This is a genomic window from Frateuria sp. Soil773, assembly GCF_001428405.1.
Classification (GTDB): Bacteria; Pseudomonadota; Gammaproteobacteria; order Xanthomonadales; family Rhodanobacteraceae; genus LMSL01.
The window spans coordinates 150,186-170,155 of sequence record NZ_LMSL01000041.1 but is presented as its reverse complement, the minus strand read 5'-3'; the positions used below and the strand labels follow the sequence as shown (position 1 = coordinate 170,155).

At 70.5% G+C, this 19,970-nt stretch carries 16 protein-coding genes; 9 read left to right on the top strand and 7 right to left on the bottom strand.

The window, feature by feature from the left end; genetic code table 11:
- Window positions 1-5: 5 nt before the first annotated feature.
- From ASG87_RS16575 to ASG87_RS16560, 4 genes are all read left to right on the top strand, one after another.
- Window positions 6-818 (top strand): DUF4198 domain-containing protein, encoded by an 813-nt coding sequence (locus tag ASG87_RS16575; RefSeq protein WP_056007782.1) that lies wholly within the window; start codon window positions 6-8, stop codon window positions 816-818.
- Window positions 819-925: 107 nt separating this feature from the next.
- Entirely contained in the window at window positions 926-1,888 is a 963-nt protein-coding gene (locus tag ASG87_RS16570) for an FAD:protein FMN transferase (RefSeq protein ID WP_082583083.1), read from the top strand.
- 66 nt (window positions 1,889-1,954) lie between these two features.
- A complete protein-coding gene (locus tag ASG87_RS16565) occupies window positions 1,955-4,183 on the top strand; it encodes a M1 family metallopeptidase (protein WP_157511140.1) in 2,229 nt (742 codons plus the stop codon).
- On the top strand, window positions 4,183-5,100 hold the full coding sequence (locus ASG87_RS16560; RefSeq protein ID WP_056007779.1) for a hypothetical protein: 918 nt from the start codon (window positions 4,183-4,185) through the stop codon (window positions 5,098-5,100). Before ASG87_RS16565 ends, ASG87_RS16560 begins: the two co-directional genes overlap by 1 nt.
- 24 nt (window positions 5,101-5,124) lie before the next feature.
- On the opposite strand, the gene ASG87_RS16555 is transcribed toward ASG87_RS16560, so the two are convergent.
- The 4 genes from ASG87_RS16555 to ASG87_RS16540 all read right to left on the bottom strand — a co-directional run bounded on the left by ASG87_RS16555 (window position 5,125) and on the right by ASG87_RS16540 (window position 7,142).
- Complete coding sequence (locus ASG87_RS16555) at window positions 5,125-5,691, bottom strand: HutD family protein (RefSeq protein WP_056007777.1); 567 nt, start codon at window positions 5,689-5,691, stop codon at window positions 5,125-5,127.
- Window positions 5,688-6,227: a GNAT family N-acetyltransferase gene (locus ASG87_RS16550; protein WP_056007774.1), complete on the bottom strand. Its 540-nt coding sequence runs from the start codon at window positions 6,225-6,227 to the stop codon at window positions 5,688-5,690. The genes ASG87_RS16555 and ASG87_RS16550 overlap by 4 nt, the downstream gene beginning before the upstream one ends.
- A 12-nt stretch (window positions 6,228-6,239) precedes the next feature.
- The gene (locus ASG87_RS16545) at window positions 6,240-6,701 is read right to left on the bottom strand and encodes an SET domain-containing protein (RefSeq protein ID WP_056007772.1); all 462 of its coding nucleotides are present in this window, start codon (window positions 6,699-6,701) and stop codon (window positions 6,240-6,242) included.
- An 84-nt stretch (window positions 6,702-6,785) separates the two neighbouring features.
- A complete protein-coding gene (locus tag ASG87_RS16540; protein ID WP_056007769.1) occupies window positions 6,786-7,142 on the bottom strand; it encodes a ComEA family DNA-binding protein in 357 nt (118 codons plus the stop codon).
- Between the two features lie 221 nt (window positions 7,143-7,363).
- Between ASG87_RS16540 and ASG87_RS16535 the strand changes: the two genes are divergently transcribed.
- From ASG87_RS16535 to ASG87_RS16525, 3 genes are all read left to right on the top strand, one after another.
- On the top strand, window positions 7,364-8,788 hold the full coding sequence (locus ASG87_RS16535) for a M20 family metallopeptidase (RefSeq protein WP_056007766.1): 1,425 nt from the start codon (window positions 7,364-7,366) through the stop codon (window positions 8,786-8,788).
- Between the two features lie 231 nt (window positions 8,789-9,019).
- Window positions 9,020-9,727: a YggS family pyridoxal phosphate-dependent enzyme gene (locus ASG87_RS16530; protein ID WP_056007763.1), complete on the top strand. Its 708-nt coding sequence runs from the start codon at window positions 9,020-9,022 to the stop codon at window positions 9,725-9,727.
- A gap of 479 nt (window positions 9,728-10,206) precedes the next feature.
- Window positions 10,207-10,833, top strand: coding sequence for a C40 family peptidase (locus ASG87_RS16525; protein WP_056009020.1), 627 nt, complete (start codon window positions 10,207-10,209; stop codon window positions 10,831-10,833).
- A gap of 98 nt (window positions 10,834-10,931) precedes the next feature.
- Here the strand turns inward: ASG87_RS16525 and ASG87_RS16520 are convergent, their stop codons facing one another.
- A complete protein-coding gene (locus tag ASG87_RS16520; RefSeq protein ID WP_082583047.1) occupies window positions 10,932-13,724 on the bottom strand; it encodes a TonB-dependent receptor in 2,793 nt (930 codons plus the stop codon).
- Window positions 13,725-13,867: 143 nt separating this feature from the next.
- Complete coding sequence (locus ASG87_RS16515; RefSeq protein ID WP_056007760.1) at window positions 13,868-14,047, bottom strand: hypothetical protein; 180 nt, start codon at window positions 14,045-14,047, stop codon at window positions 13,868-13,870.
- A 675-nt stretch (window positions 14,048-14,722) separates the two neighbouring features.
- Here ASG87_RS16515 and ASG87_RS16510 point away from each other — a divergent pair.
- Window positions 14,723-15,373, top strand: a complete 651-nt coding sequence (locus ASG87_RS16510) for a rhomboid family intramembrane serine protease (RefSeq protein ID WP_056007757.1) — start codon at window positions 14,723-14,725, stop codon at window positions 15,371-15,373.
- A 27-nt stretch (window positions 15,374-15,400) separates the two neighbouring features.
- The gene (locus tag ASG87_RS16505; protein ID WP_056007754.1) at window positions 15,401-16,768 is read left to right on the top strand and encodes an amino acid permease; all 1,368 of its coding nucleotides are present in this window, start codon (window positions 15,401-15,403) and stop codon (window positions 16,766-16,768) included.
- A gap of 317 nt (window positions 16,769-17,085) precedes the next feature.
- Here the strand turns inward: ASG87_RS16505 and rapA are convergent, their stop codons facing one another.
- Entirely contained in the window at window positions 17,086-19,926 is a 2,841-nt protein-coding gene (rapA, locus tag ASG87_RS16500; RefSeq protein ID WP_056007751.1) for an RNA polymerase-associated protein RapA, read from the bottom strand.
- Window positions 19,927-19,970 lie beyond the last annotated feature (44 nt).

The window sequence follows — 19,970 nt, the reverse complement described above, 5'->3', positions numbered from 1 at the left end:
CCGACATGCACAAGCCTTCTCTGCCGCTCGCCACGCTCGCGCTGGCGCTGCTGTTGCCGCTCTCGGCGCAGGCCCACAAGATGTGGATGGTGCCTTCGGCCACCAACGTCGCCGGCACCGACCCGTGGGTGACGGTGGACGCGGCGATCTCCAACGACCTGTTCTACCCCGACCATCACCCGGCCTCGCTGGAAAGCCTGGTGATCACCGCGCCGGACGGCCAGACGGCCAAACCGGAGCACGCCGTCACCGGCCAGTACCGCAGCGTGTTCGACGTCCACCTGACCCAGCCGGGCACCTGGAAGCTGGCCCTGGTCAGCCAGGGGCTGTTCGCCAGCTACGAATTGAACGGCGAGAAGAGGCGCTGGCGCGGCGACGCCGACGCGCTGGCCACGGCGATCCCGGCCGGGGCGAAGCAGGTGGTGGTGACCGAGTCGGCCAACCGGGTGGAAACCTTCGTCAGCAACGGCAAGCCGAACGACACCGCGCTCAAGCCCACCGGCGTCGGGCTCGAACTGGTGCCGGTGACCCATGTCACCGACCTGGTGGCGGGCGAGCCGGCCAGCTTCCGGCTGCTGCTCGACGGCAAGCCGGCGGCGGGTGCCAAGGTGACCGCGATCGCCGGCGCCACGCGCTACCGCAACGCGCAGGAAGAGATCACCGCCACCACCGGCGCCGACGGCGGCTTCAGCCTGACCTGGCCGCATGCGGGCATGTACTGGGTCAATGCCGGCGTCGAAGGCGGCAAGCCCCACGCGAAGCAGGCCAGCCGGCGCCGCGCGGCCTACAGCGCCACGCTGGAAGTGCTGCCCGAGTGAGGCGTCCGCTGCGCGCCGGCGGGTGGCTCGCCGCCGGGCTGCTCGCGTGGCTGCAGGCGTCGGCGCTGTTCGCGGCGCCGGCGCTGCAGCAACTGCAGGGCAGGACCATGGGCACGACCTGGTCGGTCCGGGTCGTGCCGCCGGCCGGGATCTCGCCCGGCGAACTGCAGCGGGGCATCCAGGCCGAGTTGGACAAGGTCGACGGCCAGATGAGCACCTACAAGCCGCAGTCGGCGCTGTCGCGCTACAACCGCGCGGCGGCCGGCAGTTGGCAGGTCCTGCCGCCGGAGTTCTTCGCCGTGCTGCGCTACGCGCTGGAAGTGGCGCGCGACAGCGGCGGCGCCTACGACCCGACCGTGGGACCGCTGGTGAACCTGTGGGGTTTCGGGCCGGACCGCCGCCCGCGCGAACCGCCCTCGGCCGAGGCGATTGCGCAGGCGCGCGCGCGCATCGGCTGGGCCAAGGTGAAGCTGGACCCGGCCACGCGGCGGGCCTACCAGCCCGGCGGGATCACCCTTGACCTGTCGGCGGTGGCGAAGGGCTACGGCGTCGACCAGGTCGGCCGCTATCTCGACCGGGCCGGCGCGGCCGCCTGGCTGGTCGAGGTCGGCGGCGAGCTGAAGGCGCGCGGGCGCAAGCCGGACGGCTCGCCGTGGCGCGTCGGCATCGAGCGCCCGGATGCGGCCGACGGCGCCCCGGACCGCGCCGACGAACTGGTCGACGTGATCGGCCTGCGCGACCAGGCGATCGCCACCTCGGGCGACTACCGCCACGTCTACGAGGATCACGGCCGCTACTACTCGCACCACATCGACCCGCGCAGCGGCTGGCCGGTGCCGCACGAAGTGGCCTCGGTGAGCGTGCTGGCCGCCGACTGCATGACCGCCGATCCGCTCGGCACCACGCTGAGCGTGCTGGGGCCGGAACGGGGCATGGCGTATGCCAGGCGGCACGGCCTGGCGGTGCTGCTGGTGCTGCGCACCGCGAAAGGCTTCGTGCAGCGGATGTCGCCCGCGTTCGCCGCCGCCGTGGCGGCGGACCGGCAGGAAGCTGCGCCTTCCCTACCATGACCTCTGGCTTATGCCGTGCCCCATGGCATGGCGCACCCTCTGCGGATGGCTAGGGGAGTGGTGACGATGAAGCTGTCGAAGGGGCGCGGGCCGCGGCTCGCCTTGTGGTTGTGTGCCGCGCTGTCGCCAGGCGCGGTGCTGGCGCAGGTCCAGGCGCCGGCGGCCGCGGCGGCCGCGGCGACCGTGGCGGCACCGGCGGAAGTGACGGAGATTCCCTTCGCCCCGGCGCACGCCGCGGCGGTGAGCGTACCGAGCGCGCCGGACGCCTGGGGCGGCGAGCGCACCGGCAACGAGCCGACGCTGTCCGACCGCGTGGTGAGCTACCGCATCGAAGCCGAGCTGGACGCGGCCACGCACGCGGTCACCGGCAAGGAGCAATTGGGCTGGCGCAACCGCAGCGACCGGCCGGTCGGCAGCGTCTACCTGCACCTGTACCTCAACGCCTTCCAGAACGAGGGCAGCACGTTCTTCACCGAGCGCAAGGTGCTGACCGCGCACGGCCGCTCGCGCGGCGCGGCGCAACTGAAGAAGGGCGAGTGGGGCTGGATCGACCTGAAGCAGGTGAAGCAGGGCGACGCCGCGCTGAAGTGGCGCTTCGTGCATCCCGACGGCGGCCCGGACACCGACCAGACCGTGGTGCGCATCGACCTTGCGCAGCCGGTGCCGGCCGGCGGCACGCTCACGCTCGACATCGACTTCCTCAGCCAGCTGCCGCGCGTGGTCGAGCGCACCGGCTGGTTCGGCGATTTCAACCTTGTGGCGCAGTGGTTCCCGAAGATCGGCGTGCTGGAGCTGCCGGGCGAGCGCGGCGCCACCGCGCCGCGCTGGAACGTGCACGAGTTCCATTTCAACAGCGAGTTCTATGCCGACTTCGGCAGCTACGACGTCAAGATGACCGTGCCCAGCGACTACACCGTCGGCGCAGTGGGCGAGCAGCAGGGCGAGCCGGTGGCGGCCAACGGCAAGACCACCTACCGCTTCGTCCAGGGCGACGTGCACGATTTCGCCTGGGTCGCGGCCAAGGGCTACAAGACGCTGGACGGCAGCTGGCAGGGGCCGGGCAGCCCGAAGGTGGCGGTGCGGGTGATCTATCCGCCCGAGTACGCCGGTAGCGCGCAGCCGCAGCTCAAGGCGAGCACCGATTCGCTGACCTATTTCTCCGACACGCTCGGGCCGTACCCGTACCGCACGCTGACCGTGGTGGTGCCGCCGTACAACGCCAGCGAGGCGGGCGGCATGGAGTACCCGACGTTCTTCACCACCGAGGGTTACGCCAAGGTCGAGCCGGGCACGCTGAACCAGTACGCCTCCGACTTCGTCACCATCCACGAATTCGGCCACGGTTATTTCTACGGCCTGCTCGCCTCCAACGAATTCGAGGAGCCGATGCTGGACGAGGGCCTGAACGAGTACTGGGACCAGCGCATGCTGCGCGAGCGCAAGCAGGGCATCGTCCTCGCCGGCCCGCTGCTGAAGTCGATCGGTTTCGCGCCGTCGCTGTCGGGGTTCGAGATGGAGCGGATCGGCGCGGGCCTGAAGGAGCCGGCCGACCCGCTCGGCGGCAACGCCTGGGACCGCTTTTCCAGCAGCAGCTACGGCAGCGTGTACTCGCGCACGGCGACCGCGATGCACGACCTGGAGGAGCGCCTGGGCAAGCAGGTGACCGAGCGCGCGTTCCGCGAATACTACCGGCGCTGGCATTTCCGCCACCCGTCGGTGGCCGACCTGCGCGCCGCGCTGATCGACGTGTCGGGCGACGCGAAGAACGTCAACCAGGTGTTCGACCAGTTCGTCTACGGCACCGCGCACATCGACGACCGCGTCAGCAGCATCGACAGCGAGGAAGTGCTGCCGCTGGCCGGCAGCGTGCTGGCCGGCGGCAAGCGCAGCGACGGCGACACCAAGGCGCTGGACAAGCGGATCGACAAGCAGCGCGAGGACTGGAAGAAGGCGCATCCGGACGCGAAGCCGGGCACCGGGCCGTTCCCTTGGAAGAGTACGGTGACGGTGTTCCGCGCCGGCGCACCGGTGCCGCAGCTGCTGCGCGTCACGTTCAAGGACGGCAGCCACGAGGACGTGCGCTGGAACGACGACCGGCGCTGGGCGCGCTTCGATTTCACCCGGCCCACGCGGGTGGTCTCGGCCGAGCTCGATCCGCAGCGGCAGATCTACCTGGACGCGAACAAGCTCGACGACAGCCGCACCGAGGAGCCCGACGGCTCGGCCTCGCGGCGCTGGACCGCCGACGTCGCAGCCCTGCTGCAGGCTTTCTATTCCCTGGTGGTGACCCTGTGATGGCCTACAAGAATGCGCGTCGCGTCGACGTGGGGGCGGTGATTCGCGCTCCCGTGGCAGCCCTGCAGTGGCGCCTGCTGCTGCTGTGGCTGGTGTTCCTCCTGCTGCCGACGGCGGTGGTGGCGCTGCCGCTGTGGCGGATCCTGGCCGGCCTGCTCGACCATTCCGTGCACGCGGCCGCCTGGGCGCAGCGGTTCGACGGCCTGCTGTTCGGCGACGTGATCGGCGCGCTCGGCGAGCAGGGCGCGGGGCTGCGCGGCTCCGCGCTGCTCGGCCTGCTGCTGGCGGTGCTGATGGGGCCGTTCCTGGCCGGCATGGCGGTCGCCGCGGGGCGCGCCGGACGCACGCTGGGCCTGGGCCAGTTGCTGCAGAGCGGGGTGATCGAGTACGGGCGGATGTTCCGCGTGATGCTGTGGTCGCTGCTGCCGTATGCGATCGCCTTCGGCGGCGCTGCGCTGGCGTTCGGGGTGGCCGACAAGCGCGACGGGCAGGCGGTACTGGAAAGCCAGGCCGAGCTGTATCGCGACGTCGCGCAGTGGGTGCTGGTGGTGCTGTTCGTGCTGGCGCACGCGGTGGTCGAGTCGGCGCGGGCGGCCTTCATCGCCGATGCCGGCCTGCGCTCGGCGACGCGCGCGCTGGGGCGCGGTTTCGTGCAATTGCTGCGCCGCCCGGCCAGCACCTTGCTCAGCTACCTGGTGATCGGTGCGGTGGGCTACGCGATCGCGCTGGCGTTCGGGCTCGGCCGCCTGCATACCACGGCATTCGGCCTGGGCGGCTTCCTGCTGGCGCTGCTGCTGGCCCAGCTCGCCGTGCTGGCGGTGGGCTGGACGCGCATCGCGCGGCTGTTCGCGCTGGCCGAGGTGAGCCGCTCGCTGGTCGCCTCGCGGCATGCCGGCGGATTGCCGCCGGCGCTCTAGCTGCCGATCCAGCCTGGCGCGGCTTCAGTCTGCCAGCTTCGCCAGCACGATCTCGCCGCCGCCTTCGATGCGCAGCCGCTGGCCGGGCTGCGCATCGATCCACAGGCTGCCGCCGGCCGCCAACATCGCCGCCTCGGCGTCGGCGCGCACCTCGGCCTGGCCGGCCGGCAGGTGCACGAACCAGCGCCCGCCGGCCGCTGCCGGCAACACCATCGCGCCGTGCAACGGGCGCGCGATCAGCTCGGCCCGGGCGTCGCCGCGCAGCATCAGGTTGAAGGCGCGGGCCGGGCCTTCGGGAAGCTCCGCAAAAGGCGCGTCGGCGCCGTCGAAGGCATGCACGGCCAGCCGCGGCAGCAGGCGCTTGCCGCCTGCCGGGAAAGCCAGTTCGAGCGGCGCGTCCAGCGGGGCAATCCAGCGCCGCACGCCCGGCAAGGGCGAGAACGCGGAGGCTTGCCCGATCTGCGCGACGCTCAGCCGCCAGCGCCAGTGGGCGTCGTCCGGGCCGCAGGCGAGCTGGATGGTGCTGCCCAGGCCATTGGCCCACGGCTGGATCCGCGGTGCGTCGGCGGCCAGCGGGTGCAGCACGCTCATGCGTAGGCGCGGCGCGGCTCGCGGTAGGGCGGGTAGTAGGCGAACACGTGGTTGTGGCTGCCGTAGAAATCCATGTCTTCGATATGTTCGCCGCCCAGCCGCTCGGCGACCCGGTCGGAAGCCTCGTTGCCGATCCGCACCAGGCTGATGACGCGCCGCGCGTGCAACTGGGTCCAGGCGAATTCCAGCACGGCGTTGCCGGCCTCGGTGGCGTAGCCGTGGTGGCGGTGCCCCGGCTTGAGCATCCAGCCCAGTTCCAGGTCCGGCCAGCCTTCGGGGTGCATCAGGCCGGCACGGCCGACGAACTCGCCGGTGTCCTTCAGTTCCAGCGCCCACATGCCGCAGCCGCGCAGTTGCCAGTGGCCGAGCAGCATCGCCAGCGAGCGCCAGGCGTTGGTGCGGTCCAGCGGCTGGCCGTCGCCGATCCAGCGCGTGCTTTCCGGATCGGCCAGCATGGCGGCGTAGTCGTCGAAGTGGCGCTCGGTCAGCGCGGTCAGGCGCAGGCGCGCCGTTTCGAGGGTGGGAATGTCGGACATCACAGCTCGGTTTCAGCAACCATGGTCAAGCAATCGGCCCAGCGTACGGGTACTTGAGGCGAGGCTCTCGGCCCAGGGCAAGCCGATGATTTTCTCACCAGTGGCCGCGTCAAGGAAGTCCTCGGCCTCGCCGGGGGGCAGCAGGTGGCGGTAGTCCACGGTGATCTCGGTGCCGGCGGGCAGGTCGCGGGCGGCGAACACGAAGCCCAGGTGCCACAGGCCGGTGGGCTCGAAGCTGTGGTTGATGTAGCACTCGTCGGGCCAGTCCGGCGACAGCGTGTAGCGATCCTCGAACCAGCGCGCGCAGGCATGGAACAGGTCCGGGCGCGCGGCGACCTCGTCGCGGCGGTAGGTGCGGTCGATCGCGTCCGGCGCGGTGACGACCTGCCCGGCGGCCACGGGCTCCTCCAGGAACAGGCCCTTGCCGGCGCCGCCGATGGTGGAGGCGGCAATGCGGTAACGCGGAAGGATCATGGCGGCGCGGGCGGCGGAACAGGCGGGCGAGTGTAGCGCAAGCGGCGCGGCCCGCCATGGGCCGCGCCGCTGCGGGGGCCGGGCCTATTCCGCGGCGGCCGGCCGGGCTTTCTTCCCGGCCTTGCCCTTGGCCGCGGCGGCCGCCCCGTCGCCGGCCTTGCCGCCGCCCGTGAACAGGATGGCGGCGCGATTGCGTTCCAGGGTGGCCTGGCCGATGCCCTTGACCTGGGCCAGTTCCTCCACGCTCTTGAACGGGCCGTGGGCGTCGCGGTAGGCGACGATGGCCTCGGCCTTGGACTGGCCGATCCCGTCCAGCGCCTCGGCGATGGTGGCGGCATCGGCCTTGTTGACGTTGACCGGCGTGGCGGCCAGCGCCGGCTGGGCAATGGCCAGCGCGAGGGCCAGGGCGAGGGCGAAAGCGGCTGCGATCCTGGAAACCATGTGAACCTCCTTGTGGTGGACGAAGACGGCATTCCGATGCCGTGCAGCCATCGTGCGGCAGCGGGCGCCGGCACGGCAGTCGGTGCAGGATGGTTTGCGGGCCACGGCCGGCCCGTGCCGCTGTCGGCCATGGCTTACCGGCGCGTCGGCAGCGGCTGCGAGGGGAGGGTGGCGGGGCGCTGGTACAATCGGCTTCTTTCGAGCATCGAGTGGAGTCGCCCATGGATACCGCACGCCTTTCCCGTTTCGTCAGCGGCCTGTGGGATGCCGAGATCGTGCCGCAACTGGTCGAGTACATCCGTATTCCCAACAAGTCGCCGATGTTCGACAAGGATTGGGTGGCGCACGGCTACATGGACCAGGCGGTGAAGCTGATGTCCGACTGGGCCGGCGCCAAGCTCGCCGCGCTGCCGGGCGCCACGCTGGACGTGGTGAGGCTGGAAGGGCGCACGCCGCTGATCTACATCGAGGTGCCCGGGCAGGGCGACGACACCGTGGTGCTGTACGGCCACCTCGACAAGCAGCCGGAGATGACCGGCTGGGCCGAGGGCCTGGGCCCGTGGACGCCGGTGATCAAGGGCGACAAGCTGTACGGCCGCGGCGGGGCCGACGACGGCTACGCGATCTTCGGCTCGCTGGCGGCGCTGCTGGCGCTGCACGAGCAGGGCATCCCGCACGCGCGCTGCGTGATCATGATCGAGGCCTGCGAGGAATCGGGCAGCTACGACCTGCCGTTCTACGTGGACCACCTGGCGCCGCGCATCGGCAACCCCTCGCTGGTGGTATGCCTGGATTCCGGCTGCGGCAACTACGACCAGCTGTGGCTGACCACCTCGCTGCGCGGCATGACCGGCGGCGAGCTGACCGTGCAGGTGCTGGAGGAAGGCGTGCATTCGGGCGACGCCTCCGGCGTGGTGCCGTCGAGCTTCCGCATCCTGCGCGAGCTGCTGTCGCGGCTGGAAGACCCGCAGACCGGCAAGATCCTGCCGCCCGAGCTGTACGTGGATATCCCGCCGCAGCGCATCGAGCAGGCGAAGAAGACGACCGAGGTGCTCGGCAGCGCGGTGTACGACAAGTTCCCCTTCGTGGAAGGCATGCGGCCGGTCACCGACGACCTGGTCGAGCTGGTGCTCAACCGCACCTGGCGGCCGCAACTGGCGGTGACCGGCGTGGACGGCATGCCGCCGCTGGAGAGCGCCGGCAACGTGCTGCGCCCGAAGACCTCGGTGAAGCTCAGCCTGCGCGTGCCGCCCACGCTCTCGGGTGCCAAGGCCGGCCAGTTCGTCAAGCAACTGCTGGAGAAGGACCCGCCGTACGGCGCCAAGGTCACCTTCAAGCTGGAGAAGGACGGCAGCGGCTGGAACGCGCCGCAGCTCTCGCCGTGGCTGGAGCGGACCGTGGCCGAGGCCTCGCAGAACCACTTCGGCGCGCCGGCCGCGTACATGGGCGAGGGTGGCTCGATCCCGTTCATGGGCATGCTGGGCGAGAAGTTCCCGCAGGCGCAGTTCCTGATCACCGGCGTGCTCGGCCCGCACTCCAACGCGCACGGCCCGAACGAGTTCCTGCACATCCCCACCGGCAAGAAGGTCAGCATGGTGGTGGCCGAGGTGGTGGCGAAGCACTACGCGCAGGGCGCGAAGGGCTGACCTCCGCCTGTCTCCCCTCTCTCCGGAGGGGAGATGGCCCGCCTTGCGGGGCGCTTGGAGGGAACGAAGGGCGCTCGCTTGCTTGAAAGCTCCCTGCAAGTACCCGCCCCTCATCCCAACCTTCTCCCCCGAGGGGGAAGGAGCCGGGGGACAGGCGTTTTCGCGGGCACCCGCCCCTCACCTCAATCCTCTCCCGCAGGGGAGAGGAGGCGAACGCAAAGAGCCGTACTCATGGACTACTCCCATCTCGCCGCCAACTGGGCCGACATCCGCCGCCGCGTCGACGCGGCCTGCCGCGCCGCCGGGCGCGATCCCGCCGAGGTGTCGATCCTGCCGGTCAGCAAGACCTTCGGCGCCGAGGTGGTCCGCGCCGCGCTGGCGCTGGGGCTGTCCCGCTTCGGCGAGAACAAGGTGCAGGAAATCCGCGACAAGTCGGCCGCCCTGGCCGGCTGCGGCATCGACTGGGTGCTGATCGGCCACCTGCAGACCAACAAGGCGAAGGACGTCGCGCGGCTCGCCAGCGAGGTGCAGTCGCTGGACCGGCTGGAGCTGGCCGAGGCGCTGCAGCGCCGGCTGCAGGCCGAGGAGCGGGCCATCGACGTGCTGGTGCAGGTAAAGACCTCGCCGGAGGAGAGCAAGCACGGCCTGCCGCCGGGCGAGCTGATGCCGTTCCTGGAGCGCCTGCGCGGCTACGACGGCCTGCGCGTGCGCGGATTGATGACGCTGGCGACCCATACCGACGACGCGGAGGCCGTACGCGCCTGTTTCCGCGGCTTGCGCCAGTTGCGGGACCAGGCCGAGGCGCAAGGGCACAGGTTGCCGCGGCTCTCGATGGGCATGAGCGGCGATTTCCCGCTGGCGATCGCCGAAGGCGCCACCGAGGTGCGGATCGGCACGGCGATCTTCGGCCGGCGCACCGTGCGGGAAGGCAATTATTGAACCATCCTGATTTATTGGTTCTTCAATTGCCTCGCAAATGTGCGGAGCCGGTAGTCATTTCGTGAAATTTCAATGCATTGGGCGCCAAGCATGGCGCATGCCAGGTAACCGAACGGCAGGGTTCAGTTAACCCCGATAGAACATTTGGCCTAGTCCGCTTTGCTAAGTTCACCGCTTCGTCACGTCGTCAGCTTGTGCGGACGGCTAATCCTGTGAACCGCAAAGGGATTTTTCCCCGCATGCTGATCAAGCGATTGACCGCTGCCGCCGCGCTGGCCTCGCTCCTGCTGGCTGCCGCTCCGCTCCAGGCCCGTACCGCAGCAGTCCACGCCAAGAAGGCGACGCACACGACGCACAGCAAGCAGGTTCACGCCAAGGCGACCCACGCCAAGACGGCCCATAAGACGGCCCACGCAAAGCGCACCCTCCACGGCAAGTCCCATTCGCTGGCGAAGGCCGGCCAAACGCACCGCACCGCGGTGGTCGTCGCCCCGGTCATCGCCGTCCCGGCCAAGGCCGTGTATCCGCTCCTGGCATCGCCCGCCGTCGCCGCCTCGCCGCTGCTGGCGCAGCCGGGTGTCGCCGCAAAGGCGGGCCCGGTCGGTCGTTACGTCGCCGTGCCGTCGTTCGCTGCCGGGCGCGGCCCGGTGCAGGAGCGCGCGGCGGTTCCGGCCGCCGGCAGCGATGCCGAGGATGCCGCCGACCAGGGCGACCTGCGCAAGACGCTGATCGCCATGGCGATGAAGCTGCGCGACATCCGCTACGTGCGCGGCGGCCGCGACCCGTCCACCGGCTTCGACTGCAGCGGCTTCGTCCGCTACGTGTTCGCCCACGCGATTGGGCTGCAACTGCCGACCAACTCGGCCAGCCAGTTCCTCGCCGGGCTCAAGGTGAAGCGCGGCGACATGCAGCCGGGCGACCTGGTGTTCTTCCGCACCGGCGGCCGCAAGCGCATCTCGCACGTGGGCATCTATATCGACAACGGCCGCTTCATCCATTCGCCTTCGCGCGGCAAGAGCGTCGAGGTGTCGAGCCTGGACGAGGCGTACTGGTCCAAGCGCTTCGCCGGCGCGCGCCGTCCCGAGGGGATCGCGCAGAACGGTTGATCGAAAACCCTTTCCGTCAGTCCAGGGCCGCCGCAAGGCGGCCTTTTTCTTTGCCCGATGCCCCGCGGCGGCCCGGGCGGCCGCCGCGGGGCATGGCCTCACTTGGCGCCGAAGTGGTAGCTCGCCTCCAGCCACCACTGGCGCCCGTACGGGTCGTAGTTGCCGACCGGGTAGAACGGCCAGCCGCTGCCGGTGCGGTCGCGCGGCGGCGCCTTGTCCAGCAGGTTGTTGACGGCCAGCGAGATCGACGCGCGGTCGCTGATCCGGTACGCCACGCTGGCGTTGTAGCGGAAGTAGGGCGCGATGCGCCCGCTCAGGTCCGCGTTCGGCAGGCTGCCGTAGCGGATGCCGTACAGCGTGGTGGTGACGTCGCGGTAGTTCCAGCTCACGCTCGCGTTGAGCTTGCTGCGCCATTCGTAGGTGGCGCCGGATTCGCCCATCCCGCCGCCGTCGCGCAGGTTGACGATGAGGCCGCCGGGCGACTGCTGGTACTTGTGGCTCAGCACCAGGGTGTAGTTCGCGTGCACGGCGAAGTCGCCGAGGCCGGACGTGTGCCAGCGGTAGTTGCCGCTGGCGTCGATGCCGCTGGTGCGCTCGCTGGCCGCGTTGATCGGGTTGATGAACACCCGCGTGGCGGTGAGCGGATCGACCGCGTCGGCGGGGTTGCGCCGTACCCGCGCCAGCGTCGCCTGGCATGGCGCCGACAGGATGTCGACCGGCTGGCCGCCCTGGGTGCGGCCGAGCCGGCAGTCGGCCTCGTCGCGCAGCACGGTGTCCGCGCTGAGGTTGGTGACCTCGTCGTCGATGCTGACCTTGTAGTAGTCCAGCGACAGGTCCAGTTGCGCGTTCGGCGACCACACCAGGCCGTAGCTGTACGACTTGCCGTTCTCGGCCTTCAGCCTGCGGCTGCCGTAGCTGGTGTAGTTGATGCTCTCGTCGTTGAACTCGCAACTGCCGAACGGCTGGCCGGCGAGGCGGCAGCGGTAGTAGTCGGTGAGGCCGGGGATGTAGCCCTTGGTCTCGCTGGCGAAGATGTAGTTCATGTCCGGCGCGCGGAAGCTGGTGTTGTAGCTGGCGCGCAGCAGCAGGGAGTCGGCCGGGCGGTATTCCAGGCCGGCGCTCCAGGTGGCCTTGTCGTCGCTGCGGCCGGCGTAGCGGTAGCTGTCGTAGCGCGCGGCCAGCGTGGCGATCAGCCGGTCGTGCAGCGGCAGGCTCAGTTCCGCGCCGGCGGCGTAGCGGTCGCGCTTGCCGCTGGCGGGCAGGCTGCCGGCGTTGTTCCAGAACACGCCTTCGGCGAGCCGCGGGTCCGGCGTGTTGCGGAAGCCCTGGCTGCCCGCCTCGAGCACGCCGGCGAAGCCGGCCGAACCGCCGGGCAGCTCGAACAGGTCGTCGTGGTTCACGCTCAGGCTCAGCGTCTGCACCCAGGCGCGGTTGTGGCTGCTGGTGGTGTCGGTCAGCCGGTTCCAGTCGGCGGCGTCCAGCGGCTGGTACAGGCGGGCCGGGTCGGGCGCGTAGATCGGCGTGCCGTCGGCGGCGGTGCCGGTGCGCGGGCCGAGGAAATACTCGTCCAGGCCCGAGAGGAAGGCGCTGCGGCGGGTGGTATTGTCGTACTCGGAGCGGTTGGCTGCGACCTCGTAGCGCCAGTCGCCGAGATGGCCGCGCGCGCCCAGGGTGGCGTTCCATGAGCGCTCGAAGAAGTTCGAACCGGCCTTGGTGCGGCCGCCGATCTCCTCCGGCGAGAGGCGCCGGTACCAGCGCTCGGGCGTGCCGCTGCCGGCGTCGATGAAATAGCTGCTGCCGGCGGCCAGCGAGGTCCAGCTCGGCGCGCGGGTGGTGTTGTCGATCTTGTCCACGCCCAGCATGAAGTCGCCGAACAGCTCGGTGTCGTCGCTGAGCTTGTAGTGCAGGCTGGTGAAGGCGTTGACGTTGCGCTGGCGCGTCTGCACGGTCCAGAACGTCGGCGGCGCGCGGTCGCTGCCGCAGTAGTAGCCGCGGCCGGGGTCGTAGGCGCGCCGCACGGTGCCGCCGTAGAGGCCGCCCAGCGAGGCGCAGGTGGCCTCGCCCGGGTCGACGTAGCGGCCGCTGTCGAGGTCGCGGCGGTAGAACACCGCAGTGGGGATGGTGGGGCCGCCATGCAGCGACGGATCGCGGGCGAGCGAATCCATGAAGCGGCGGTCGGTGCCCCAGATCGGCGAGCGCCGGGTCACTTCCACGCCGTAGACCGCGTCGAGCCCGCCCCAGCTATGCCCGCCGCTGAGCTGCAGGCGCTGGTTGGAACCGCCGCCTCCCTGGCTGCCGCCGGTGCGCAGGCTGACGTCCAGGCCCTCGGCCTTGCTCTTGAGGATGATGTTGACCACGCCGGCGATGGCGTCGGAGCCGTACACCGCCGAGGCGCCGCCGTTGAGGATCTCGACGCGCTCGATCATCGCGGCGGGGATGTTCGACAGGTTGACGAAGTTGACCGAGCCGTCGTACGCGATCGGGTAGTCCGCCACCCGGCGGCCGTTGACCAGCACCAGGGTGTGGTTGGGCCCGAGGCCGCGCAGGTTGATGGTGTTCGCCGCAGGGGTGAAGGTGTTGCCGTAGTCCTCGCCCTGCGCCATGCCGGTGTTCTGGGTCAGCGAGCTGAGCGCGTCGAACACGCTGCGGAAGCCCTTGGCGTCCAGGTCCTTGGCGCTGATGGTGATTACCGGCGACGGCCCTTCGACGTCTACGCGCGGGATGCGCGAGCCGGTGACGGTGACCTGTTCCAGGGTCTGGGTGGGCGCGGTGCGGCCCGGTTCGGGGGCGGCCTGGTCCTGCTCGGCGGCGTGCGCCGCGGGAAGCGCGAACAGCGCCAGCCAGAGAGGGGAGCGCAGCAGGGCGGCTGCGCGGCGAGATCGATGGTTCATGGAGCGGGGTTTCCGTGGGGGTTGGGTGGCCGGCGTGCGGCGCGTGGGGACGGCCGGTGGAAGTCACGCCATGCCTGGCAGGCACGCCGTGGCGTGCGGGAGGCGATGCGCCGCCGTGGCGGCGCGGGTGCCGGAGGCGGTTTTCAGGATCGGCGGGTCATCCCGGGGACGGCGGCGAAGCGTCCGCGCGCTTCGGCCTGGCTGGTGTCGAAGGACCGTTTCGAGCCGTCGCACGGGACGGCCGGGCCGGCGTTCCCGGCGTGCGGCACGGTGGCGGCCGGCGGCGAACCGATGGCGAGCGGAAGCAGGGTGGGCGTGAGCATGATGCGGGGATTCCTGATGCATGGATCCGATCCGGCGCAGGGCCGGAGGGGACGGATCGCGGGACAGGCAGCGCCATGCGCGGCCTGTGGGCGTCGGGGGAGACGTCGGTGGCGGAGCGCGCGGGCGCTCCGGGGCTGCGGGGTCAGCCGGTGCGGCGCATTCGGCGGCAACGACAACAGCCGTGGGCTGTCGGGTTGCGGCGGGTCGAAGGGCTATGGCTCAGGCGAAGCATGGGAACATCCGATGAAAGTCGCGGGAGGGATGGCGCGGCAATGCGGGTTTCGGCCGGCAGGCGATCAACAGCCGCAACACATCGCCGTGAGGCGGTGTGCGGTGTGGATGGCCATGCGGGAAACCTGGATGTTCACGGGCGGTTCGCTTCCTGGTGCGTCGTGCAAGCCGCCGGTCGTGGCGGTATGGACGTCCATTTGCGCATCGATCCGCAGGGGTGTCAACCCGTAGGCTTCGGGGTCGTTGTGCCTATGTTTGGCGTTTGGACGTCCAAACGCGGTGCCTCGCAAGGTTTTTCGCCCGTGTCGGAGGTCGTGCCGTGGCCGGTGCGGCGGATTGTCGCAGTGCGCCATCGGCGCACCCGGCGGCCGGTCGGGACGGGTCCGTGGCGGGGCGGGGGCGCAGCCGCTACGCTTGGGCTTCCGCATCCCGGAATGCCCGCAATGCCCTTCGATCTGCCGCCCGTCACCCGCAACCTGCTGATCGCGAATATCGCCGTCTACCTGCTGCAGATGCTGTTCCACGACACGATGCTGATCCACTTCGCGCTGTGGCCCTGGGGCCCCGACCAGCTTGCGCAGGCGAGCGACGGGGTGGCGTCGGTGGGGTTCCGGCCGTGGCAGGTCGTCAGCTACGCCTTCATGCACGGCGACCTGACCCACATCCTGTTCAACATGCTGGCCCTGTTCATGTTCGGCGGGCCGATCGAGCGGCTGTTCGGCGGGCGCAACTTCCTCGTCTACTACTTCGTCTGCCTGGTGGTGGCCGCCCTGGCGCAACTGCTGGTGGTGCAGTACTTCACCCACGGTTTCTACCCGACCCTGGGCGCCTCCGGTGCGATCTTCGGCCTGCTGCTGGCGTTCGGCATGATGTACCCGCACGAGAAGGTGATGCTGATCTTCCTGCCGATCCCGATGCCGGCCTGGCTGTTCGTCACCGGCTACGCGGTGGTGGAGCTGGTGATGGGCGTCACCGGCACCCAGGCGGGGGTGGCGCATTTCGCCCACCTGGGCGGTATGCTCGGAGGCTACGTGCTCATCGAGTACTGGCGCGGGCGGCTGCCGATCAAGCCGAAACGCCAGTTGCGGCGCTGAGCTTCCTTTCCCTCGACGGCTGATTCCATGACCGAGCACCTGCAGCGCCGGCTTACCCCACGACACATCACCTTCATGGCGCTGGGCATGGCCATCGGCGCGGGGCTGTTCCTCGGTTCCGCCAGCACGATCAAGGTGGCCGGCCCCTCGGTGCTGTTCGCCTACCTGTTCGGCGGCGCGATGATCTTCGTCATCATGCGCGCGCTGGGCGAGATGGCGGTGCACGACCCGGTGGCCGGCTCGTTCAGCACCTACGCGCACAGGTACCTGGGCCCGTTCGCCGGCTACCTCACCGGCTGGAACTACTGGATCCTGATGATGGGCGTGGGCATCGCCGAGAGCACCGCGGTCGGCATCTACATGAAGCAGTGGTTCCCCGAGCTGCCGCAGTGGATCTGGGCGTTCGGCAGCGTGGCGATGATCGGCGGGCTGAACCTGATGGCGGTGAAGGTCTACGGCGAGCTGGAGTTCTGGTTCGCGCTGATCAAGGTGCTGACGGTGGTGCTGATGATCGCCGGCGGCGCCGCGATCATCTGGCTCGGCTGGGGCAACGGCGGGAAGCCGGTAGGGCTGTCGAACCTGTGGACGCACGGCGGCTGGTTCCCCAACGGGTTCACCGGCATGGTGCTGGCGCTGCCGGTGCTGGTGTTCTCCTTCGGCGGCATCGAGACGATCGGCATGGCCGCGGCCGAGGCCGCGCAGCCGGAGCGCACGATCCCGCGCGCGGTGAACTCGGTGATCTGGCGCATCCTGATCTTCTATGTCGGCGCGCTGTTCGTGATCATGGCGATCTACCCGTGGAACGAGCTGGGCACGCAGGGCAGCCCGTTCGTCACCACCTTCGACAAGCTGGGCATCCCGCAGGCGGCGGGCCTGATCAACTTCGTGGTGATCACCGCGGCGCTGTCGAGCTTCAACTCCACCACCTTCAGCGGCAGCCGCATGCTGTACAGCCTGTCGGACAAGGGCCAGGCGCCGGCCGCGATGCGGCGGCTGAGCCGCCAGGGCGTGCCGGTGCGCGGCGTGCTGGTGACCCTGGCGTGCCTGATGGTGGGCGTGCTGCTGAACTACCTGGTGCCCGAGCGCATCTTCGGCATGATCATGTCGATCCTCGCCTTCAACACGGTATGGACCTGGGGCATGGTGCTGGTCGCGCACTGGCGCTTCCGCCGCAAGCAGGCCACGCCGTTGCCGTTCCGCCTGCGCCTGTTCCCGCTGAGCAGCGTGGTCTGCCTGGCCTTCCTCGCCTTCGTGCTGGTGATGCTCGGCTACAGCGCCGACACCCGCGTGGCGCTGTACGTGGGCGTGGCATGGCTCGGCCTGCTGAGCCTGGCCTACCAGTTGTCCGGGGTCCGGCAGCGGATGGCGCTGGCGGACGCGTCGCCGCTGCCCTGAGAGCCCGTTCAAAGGCTCCCGGGTATCCCTTGCGAAGCGTCATCCCGGCGACTCTCAACGGCCGCGGGGCCGGTCAAGCTGGGATCCAGTGCCTTTAGTTTTAGGGAAGGGGAAAGTCGCTGGATGACCAGCCCTTCGGCTGTTGAAAAGCACCTCCCGCCTTCGCAGGAATGACGAGCGGGGGAACGTGGGGAATTCCAGTCAGATAGGCAGACTTGGAACGGGTCCCCGAGTGGATGCGGACGCCCGTCGCGGCAGGCCCGGCGGGCGGTGCCGCGAACGAGTCCGTTCCAGTCGGGGCGGTGCCGGCGGGCCCGTCAGCGCAGTGCGAGGAAGTCCGCGCTGACCACGAAGCGTACCGCGTCCAGCCGCAGCCGCGATTGCGGCAGCGCATCGAGCAGGGCGCGGCGTTCGGCGCCGACGGCGGCGATCTCGTTTTCGCTGATCGACGGGTTCACCCCGCGCAGCGCGAGCAGGCGCGACAGCTCGGCGTCGAGCGTATCGGTGGCCTGGGCCACCGCCTCGGCGATGCTGGCCTGCGCGCGCAGCGCGGCGACCGCCTCGGCGCGCTCGAGCATCGGCGGCACCAGCTTGTTGAGGAACTTGCGGTAGCGAGCCACCTCGATGGTGCGGTCGGCGGCCTTGCGCAGGCCGGTCTCGCTGGGCTGGAAGTCGGCGCGCTCGGCGAGCTTCGTGTCGATGGTGACGACGATCGGCAGCGTCGGCAGGAAGCGTTCCGCGTCGAGCGAGCGGTCGGCCACGCATTCGAGCAGGAACACCGCCTGCAGCAGCGCGCTGCGCGGCGGCAGCACGTCGTCGACCATGAAGGCGGCGTTGCCCTGCTCGCCGGACAGCGCCAGGTCCAGCGCGCCGGCCACCAGCGGATGGTCGAGCCGAAGCAGCGGCAGCTCCTCGCGCGCCAGCGCCACCTCGCGCGAGAACGTCACCGACTGCGGGCCGTCGGCGAAGCCGGGTAGGGCGTCGGTGGAGAGGTATTGCGGATCGAGCAGCAGCACCTGGCCGCCGAGCTCCTCGGCGTGGATGCCGAAGGCTTCGAGCAGGCGTTGCACGAAGGCGTCGCGTGACGGGTCGTGGTCGTCGCGGATGAAGGCCTGCTGCAATTCGTCGGCATGCAGGTCGCGGCTGGCGGCCAGTTCGAGCAGATGGTCGCGGCCGGCGCGGATCAGCTCGGCCATCTGCTCGTGGCTGGCGCGGGTCTCGGCCAGCAGCACGTCCAGCTCCTGGTCGCGGTTGTCGTCGCCGCGCGCGTGCTCGTCGGCCAGCCGCGCCAACGGCTCGCCATAGCGGCGCAGCAGCTCGCGGCCGTCGGCGGGGCTGGCGCGGAACGCGTCGATGCCTTCGTCGTACCAGCGCGCCAGCACGTGCTGCGCGCTGTCGGCGACGGCGAGGATGTGGATGCTGATGTCGTGCGTCTGGCCGATGCGGTCGAGCCGGCCGATGCGCTGTTCGAGCAGGTCCGGGTCCAGCGGCAGGTCCCACAGCACCAGCCGGTGCGCGAACTGGAAGTTGCGGCCTTCCGAGCCGATCTCCGAGCACAGCAGCAGGCGCGCGCCGTCGGGCTGCGCGAAGTAGGCCGCGTTGCGGTCGCGCTGCACGATGCCCAGGCCTTCGTGGAAGCGCGCCACGCCCACGCCGCTGCGGGTGCGCAGGGCTTCTTCCAGCGCCAGCACCTTGGCCTGGCTGCGGCAGATCAGCAGGAACTTGTCGCGCGGATGCTGTTCGAGCAGGGCGACCAGCGCGTCCAGGCGCGGGTCGCCGGCATAGTCCAGCTCCAGCGCGGGAGGCGGCTGCTGCAGGTCGGCGTGGAATTCGGCCAGCAGCGCCTGGCGCGCGCTGTCGTCGAGCTGCCCTGCGTCGATCAGGTGCCATACCGGCAGGCGCTGCGGGAAGCCGCCGATGCCGGCGCGGCGGTTGCGGAACATCGCGCGCCCGGTGCCGTGGCGGTCGATCAGCGCGGCGAGGATCGCATGCGCGTTGTCTGCCTTGGCGGGCTCGGCCAGCCGCGCCTGCAGGGCCTCGTCGCCGGCGAAGGCGCCGTGCAGGGTAGCCAGTTGCGCGTCCTCCAGCGGCTCGCCGGCGAGCAGCCGGTCGGCGATCCGCGACAGTTCCTGGAAGCGGTCGGCCTCGGCCAGGTAGGCGTCCAGATCGTGGTAGCGCTGCGGGTCGAGCAGGCGCAGGCGCGCGAAGTGGCCGCTGCGGCCCAGTTGCTCGGGCGTGGCGGTGAGCAGGATCACGCCCGGGGTCGCGGCGGCCAGCCGCTCCACCAGCGCGTAGCGCGGGCTGGCCGCCTCCGGCGTCCAGGCGAGGTGGTGCGCCTCGTCCACCACCAGCAGGTCCCACGGCGCGTCAAGCAACTGCTGCGCGCGCTTGGGCGACTGCTCCAGGAAGCCGAAGTCGGCGATCACCAGTTGCTCGTCCTCGAACGGGTTGCCGGCGTCGCCGGACTGCTCCAGCGCCTCGCAGCGTTCCTCGTCGTAGATCGCGAAGCTGAGATTGAAGCGGCGCAGCAGCTCGACGAACCACTGGTACACCAGCGTATCCGGCAGCAGCACCAGCACGCGCGAGGCGCGGCCGGTGGCGAGCTGGCGCGCCACGATCATGCCCGCCTCGATGGTCTTGCCCAGGCCCACCTCGTCGGCCAGCAGCACGCGCGGCGGCCGCCGCGCCGAGGCGATGCCGGCGACGCGCAACTGGTGCGGCACCAGCCCGATGCGCGCCGCGCCGAGCCCCCACGAGGGCGAGCGGCGCGCTTCGGCGCGGCGCTTCAGCCCGTCCATGCGAAGCTCGAAGTGCGCGACCGGGTCGGTGCGGCCGCCGATCAGCCGGTCGTCGGCCTGGCTCACGCTCTGCTCGTCGTCGAGCTGGCCCTCGTGCAGCTCGCGGCCCTCGCCGCGGTAGATCAGCAGGTCGTCCTTGACCTCCACGCGCTCGACCAGGAAGGCGATGCCCTTGCCCGCCACGCGCTGGCCGGCGCGGAATTCGGCGCGCACCAGCGGCGCGGAGTCGATCGCGTAGGGGCGCAGCACGCCGGCCTTGGCGAACAGCACCTGCACGCCGCGGCCCTCCACGCGAAGGACGGTGCCCAGCCCCAGTTCGGGTTCGGCGGTGGAGATCCAGCGTTGACCAGGTACGAACATTTGCGCTGCCGCGTCGTTTCAGAAGGGCGCCGATTATCCGCCGC